Here is a 5976-nt window from a genome sequence, read left to right as displayed (position 1 = left end):
ATCCAATACCCTATGTCCTACGAAAAAGAGAAACAAGTCGCGATCGATGCGGCGATCGCTGCGGCTAAACTTTGCCAGCAGGTTCGCCAGGCGATTCCGGCAGCGATGGAAAAGACCGACAAAAGCCCGGTCACCGTTGCCGACTATGGCTCTCAAGCCTTGATATGTAAAGCCATCGGCGATATGTTTGGAGACGATCCGATCGTGGCCGAGGAAGATGCCGCAGACCTGTCTACTTCGGAAATGGCACCCCAGCTTGCCAAGGTCACGGACTACGTCAAAGAACTCGTTCCCGAAGCTACACCCGAGGCGGTGAAAAGCTGGATCGATCGGGGTAACGGCGAAGTCGCCCCCCGTTACTGGACTCTCGATCCCATTGATGGCACGAAAGGATTTTTGCGCCAAGACCAATACGCCGTCGCCTTAGCCTTGGTGGAATCGGGTCAAGTGAAAGTAGGCGTTCTGGCTTGTCCCGCCATGCCGCTCGAAAACGGCGAATGTGGGATATTATATGTCGCCGTGCGTGGAGAAGGGGCATTTATGGCTCCTTTAGCCGGTGGAGATCTCCAACCCATCCGAGTGGCCGATATTGGGGATGCGGCGAATCTTCGCTTTGTAGAAAGCGTGGAATCGGGACATGGCGACCAATCTCGCCAAAGTGCCGTGGCAAAAGCCGTCGGGATTACCGCCGACTCTCTACGGATGGACTCCCAAGCCAAGTACGGTGCGGTAGCATCGGGTCAAGCGGTTCTCTACTTGCGCTTGCCTTCTCCCAAGTCTCCCAACTACCGCGAAAAAATCTGGGATCACGCCGCTGGAACCATCGTTGTTGAAGAAGCCGGCGGACGGATTACGGATATGCACGGCAAACCCCTCGACTTTTCCATTGGGGCGAAGTTCGCCAACAATCAGGGTGTCGTGGTCAGTAACGGAACGATCCACGAGAAAGTTTTAGAGGCTTTAGCCTAGATTCTAAGGTAAGCGTTAGGGCACACGAGGTTCGGATTTTTCCAAGCTAAAGTAATATAGGCCCTAATGGGGAAAGGGAAAGTTCTATCTAGGCTGCGTGCCCGATCTCACTCGATCGCTTCCTCCCTTTCCCAACCGCAGGATTCGTTCGACTCGAATGCAATCTTCTGCAACCACTAGCCGGGGCATCTCACCATCCGATCTATACTGAACCCCAGCGTCGAATCACCCGTACCATGAACGAGTCCAGTCAAATTGGTTATCCGACCCTCGCATTATTTCTCTACGATTGGCGAGAAGACCTCGATCGCACCGAAGACGCGATTCGGCACAATCGCCATCGGTTTTGGCGCAAGATCGATCCCACACTGGATAAAGACGACGCTCGACTCGACGAGAACGACATTGCCCGATTAGAAAAATTTGCCGCCAAAGAAAAGCCCGAGGCGAGTGAAGTTTTCCTCTGGGAAGATACAACGGATTCAACGCAGTCCCAGATCGTACAAATTGGCGATACCTACGCCCTGCGAATGACCTCCCCTGGGGGAGATGAAACGGGATTAGATTTGGGGATGACCTCTCTCGATCGCTTACCCGCCCTTCAAAAAGAGATCGTTACCCAAATTAACCACCATCCGGGGGCCCGAGAACTCCAACCTCAAAAATACGGAACCATCGGTCAAACTTGGTTGCTGTGGGGACAGCTTCCAGGCAACCATCCCCAATCGATTTACGTCACCAAAGAGTGCTACGCGCAACTGTCACCCGGTCGAAAGTGGATGGCGAATAATATCGGGCAGGGGCGATTTTTTGGGGCGAACGTATATGAGTTGTGGCATCCACCCACGGACTGGCAGAACTTGGATCTCGAAAACTTGCATCAGCTGATTTTCTTGTTTCCACCCCGCCAGCCCATTGAAGCGATTCAATCCAAGATGAATCAGCTTTATCCCGACTTAACTCACCTTTTTTGCTATCGGCATAAAATCATCCGCGCTTATTTTGACAGTCGCGCCATCGAAAAGCAACTCACTGCAGATGCTCGGGAAATTAAAAGTCTCGAGCGTCAAGTCTTATCGAGTTACAAAGCCAAAAAGCTCGATAAGCAAGAGGTGGAACAGATATTTATCGAGCTACTGGAAATTTTTTCTCGATATTCTCAAGCCCTCAGCTTATTTGAATACCAAGCCAAACTCATCGAGCTGAATTTAATTAACTATACCAAGCGTCTGGAAAAGATTGCTCGATTAGATTCAGAAAGCCAGCTTGAGTTTCTCCATAAATTTGCTAGCACTGCGGTTGAAAGCTATCAACTCAAATTAACCGCCGAACATTCCCGATTCAAACTGGGATTGACTCCGATCGAAAATACGATCGCCACCCTACGATACTTGCTAGAACAGCAATCGGATCTGGCTCGGGAGAAACCCGAAAAAATTGTCCCCGCGATCGTGGCGGTGGGTATAGGTATGGCCGCAAGCAATGCAGTATTAATCGCGACGGCACTACTATCGACCTTTGGGGGTGGAGGATCTTTCTTGGGATTGAGTCTGAGTTTACCCATCGGTCTGGCAATTGGAGTCCTGACGTGGCAGTTTTTTAAGAAATAGGTCTTTATTGGTTGTTTCAAGTCTCTAGATCCTGGTGATGAGTGCTTAGCCCGCACTGACGTTAATTCATTTAAAATTCCTCTCCCCCTCTCGCACCACACTCCAAATTGCAGCGAGTAACAACCACCCAAGCAAATTAATTCGGGAGTCGAATAAGGTGACATCAACCAGATGAAAGAGTGCCATTGCCCCAAATGCGACGAGATAACTCAAAAAGATGAGGCGATCGGATGGCGGCGGGGTTGAAATTTCTAAACCTTCCTCTCCCGCTTCAGCGGGTACCGAAAGCGAATGCCACCGCGCCAAGAGTCGAACACCGCGAAACATAATCCAACCGGCCAGCCCAAATAACAGCAGCGTGGCGGGAATTCCCGTTTCCGCCGTCATCATCAATGCCAAGCTGTGGGGATGTCCCAACCACAATTCCTTTTGGGCTTCGTAGAGGGCAGTAAAACTTCGCAGACCCCAACCCGTCCAGGGCCGTTCTAAGGTAAGATTTCCTGCAAATTCCCACTGCGTCACCCGCAACAACGCATCGGGCCGGTCGGGGTAAAGACGATCGCTCAATCGCATCCAGAGATTATCCGGGACGATCGCCTGGAACCAAGATTGTAGGGGAGGCGGCGCAAACGATGCGCCCAAAACCACCCCCCCGTAAGCAGTAATGCCCAGCACTAGCGGGCGCAAACCTAAATACAACCCGTATACCAGACAGCCCAACACCGTCACCCCCCAAGCATTGCGGGAAGACGTCAGGACGATCGCGATTGCGTGGGAGACGAGCAAGCCGTTGAGAAACCGCCAGCGCCACCGTATCCCTCTGGCATAGCGCATTTCCTTCTGGGCGAGGGTTAACCCTCGCAGCGCCCGAAAGGTTTCGATCCACAACCCCAGTACTAAGAGAAAGACGATCGCACTGTAGTTGGCCAGAACGTTGGCATAGTCGAATACCGAGGCCATCCGTCCGGTTGGCGTACCTTCGGATTCGAGGGGCCAATTGACCACCATCCCCAAGTCGATCGGTCCGGTCCATCCGGAGAACATCTGCCCGATACCAATCAGAGCAACGGGTGCAGAGGCGATCGCCAGAATCCAAGACATCCGCCGCAATCGATCGGGGGTTCCCAGCAGCAAGCTAGCGGCGGCAAAAATGAAGATAAACGGCCAAAAATTAAATAAGCCCAAAAATGCCGACTCGGGATCGAGTGCCGTACTTGCGGACAGGACGAGTAACCCCAAGAACAGTGCAAATCCTTGATTGAGACGAGAGCAAACGATACTCTTAAAACGCTGTTTCCAAGTCCAAACCGTGGCAATAACGACCCCCAACCCTCCCAAAAATGGACTCAGGGGTAACAGGAGGAGTCCGATTTGGAGATATATCCAGGGTTTGTCAGAGTTGGATGGAGAATCAGATGAGAGCAATTGGGGCATGGAAGCTGGAAAAGCCGGTGCAATGAGCCACTGAACCGAAGACAAGTCAGGGGCGATCGCCTCTGGGCTAATATAAGCGGGCGAATAGATCTATTTTGACACTCTCTCGGTCTTAAGAGGGGGGAGATTGTTGGCGATCGCCTGGGGATCGAGATCGTTGGGGGGTAACTGTACGATAGCAACCGCCATACTCCTAACGAATGGTGTTAGGGAGCATCGGGGAGAGATGCAGGTGTGAGATCGGGTTATGCTAATACTCATGGCCACAGCTATACAATAAAAGCGATGCAACCCCAGCTCGATCGTATTGTCGAGCAACTGGTATCCAAATCGAGAGATTGGGAATCTAAAAAAACGACTGCTGAAAGTTTTATCCCCATCTCTCTAGGGTTCGACACTGACGATTTCTAGAGCTAAATCGAGGAGTTCGACAGCGCGATCGATTTCTCCGGCTTTGTTTAAACAGAGGGCGATCGACTTTAACGCTGAAGCTTTCACCTCGTCATTAGAAATTGTTTGGGTAAGTTGTAAAGCCTGTTGGATATCTCCCGTTCTAGCTGAGATGATAGCAATTGACTGTAGGGTCTGCACTTTTTTCTTCTCATCGGTCACTGTCTGGGTCAATTCCAAAGCTTGTTGAAAATTTCCCATTCTCGCCAAGGTTAAAGTAATTGACTGCAACGCACTGGATTTTTCCCAGTCGTCGATCATAAGATCGACCACTTGTAAAGCTTGTTGCAGGCTTCGGGCTGCGGTCAAAGTTTCGGCAATTGACTGTAAAGCCCACGCTTTGGCATCCTCATCGGAAATCGTCTCCGTCGCTTGTAAGGCTTGTTCGAGGTTTCCGGCTTCGGCCAAAGTTTCGGAAATATGCCACAACGCACTGGATTTTTCCCAGTTGTCGGCGATCGTCTCTGTTATTTGCAAGGCTTGTTGCAGGCTTCGAGCCTCAGCTAAAGCTATCGCGATCGACCCCAATGTCCTGGCTTTTGATTTGTCATGGATGATGGTGCGAGCGACTTGCAAAGCTTGTTGGATATCTCCCGCTTCGGCTAAAGCGATTGCTATCGACTCTAGCCCCCTGGCTTTTTCCCAGTTATCGGAGATGCTATTGGCGAGGGTCAAAGCTTGCTGAATGTCTCCAGCTTCAGCTAAAGTTACAGCGACCGACTCTAACGCTTCGGTTTTCGCCTTCTCATCACTAATTGTTCGAGCAACTGCCAAAGCTTTCTCAACTTTCCCTATTTTGACGTAAGCAGTAGCGATTTCAGTCAACATTCACATAGAGATGTCCTGACGACCTTTTTCAAGGTAGCTGAAATAATACACGACAAGATTGTTTTCCCTATCTCTCCCTCTTCAGTTCCACGCTCGGGCGCTTCCGAACTCCCTCTTCACCCCCGAGGAACACCACTGACTCTAAGGGCATCCGTCATCGTTTCGCAGTACGGCAACAACCCCAGCGTTTTGGGATTCACCGGTTCTGGATAGGTAAAATGCCGATAGTCCAGGCAAAAGCGATCCCAGGAGGCCATCTGGACTTTGAACAGAACGATGAAGAAATTGATGAGTTGAGGGAATAGGGGAATGCGGAAATAGGTCGATTTGCGTAAATAAGCACAGACTTCAGCAATGGCGCGATCGACCGTATAAGGCTGATTTCCCAGCACCCACTCCCGAGATTCCCCTGGAGGATTTTCCACCAGATAGCGCACCACTTCAGCAATATCCCGGCCGTGAATGAAGTGAAAACTACCATCGGCTTTGAAGAAGCGAATTAGATCGATCCATTTCACCACTTCCGGAATTCCCGAAGAGAGATGTGATGTGGGTTTGGTCTCGTCGCCGCCGAGAACCAAGGTGGGGAATAGGGTCGTGATGCGGGGATAAATTTTGAGGCGTGGCAGTTGTTTGAGGGCATCGTATTTAGAGCGAATGTAGTCAGTTCCCAAACGCGCGGCTT

Annotated in this window: 5 protein-coding genes; 2 read left to right on the top strand and 3 right to left on the bottom strand. The window is 51.0% G+C overall.

Going from position 1 to position 5976, the window contains the following annotated elements; translation table 11 throughout:
* Positions 1-12: 12 nt before the first annotated feature.
* On the top strand, positions 13-969 hold the full coding sequence (locus IQ235_RS16560; protein WP_264322535.1) for a 3'(2'),5'-bisphosphate nucleotidase: 957 nt from the start codon (positions 13-15) through the stop codon (positions 967-969).
* Between the two features lie 236 nt (positions 970-1205).
* The gene (locus IQ235_RS16555) at positions 1206-2579 is read left to right on the top strand and encodes a hypothetical protein (RefSeq protein WP_264322534.1); all 1374 of its coding nucleotides are present in this window, start codon (positions 1206-1208) and stop codon (positions 2577-2579) included.
* A gap of 66 nt (positions 2580-2645) precedes the next feature.
* Here IQ235_RS16555 and IQ235_RS16550 read toward each other — a convergent pair whose 3' ends face one another.
* The 3 genes from IQ235_RS16550 to IQ235_RS16540 all read right to left on the bottom strand — a co-directional run.
* A complete protein-coding gene (locus IQ235_RS16550; protein ID WP_264322533.1) occupies positions 2646-4058 on the bottom strand; it encodes an O-antigen ligase family protein in 1413 nt (470 codons plus the stop codon).
* 339 nt (positions 4059-4397) lie between these two features.
* Positions 4398-5291 carry a tetratricopeptide repeat protein gene (locus IQ235_RS16545; protein ID WP_264322532.1) on the bottom strand — a complete coding sequence of 298 codons (894 nt, stop codon included), beginning with the start codon at positions 5289-5291 and terminating at the stop codon, positions 4398-4400.
* A gap of 116 nt (positions 5292-5407) precedes the next feature.
* On the bottom strand, positions 5408-5976 hold a 569-nt coding region (locus tag IQ235_RS16540; RefSeq protein WP_502652921.1), incomplete at its 5' end, for an NAD-dependent epimerase/dehydratase family protein.

The sequence above is a fragment of the Zarconia navalis LEGE 11467 genome, from assembly GCF_015207075.1.
Taxonomy (GTDB): Bacteria; Cyanobacteriota; Cyanobacteriia; order Cyanobacteriales; family Geitlerinemataceae; genus Zarconia; species Zarconia navalis.
This window is presented reverse-complemented; position numbering and strand designations above follow the sequence as displayed.

What these genes read in the sequence shown, in the direction of transcription:
- IQ235_RS16560 (WP_264322535.1), top strand. Translation starts at nt 13, where the DNA reads ATGTCCTACGAAAAAGAGAAACAAGTCGCGATCGATGCGGCGATCGCT.
- IQ235_RS16555 (WP_264322534.1), top strand. Translation starts at nt 1,206, where the DNA reads ATGAACGAGTCCAGTCAAATTGGTTATCCGACCCTCGCATTATTTCTC.
- IQ235_RS16545 (WP_264322532.1), bottom strand. Translation starts at nt 5,291, where the DNA reads ATGTTGACTGAAATCGCTACTGCTTACGTCAAAATAGGGAAAGTTGAG.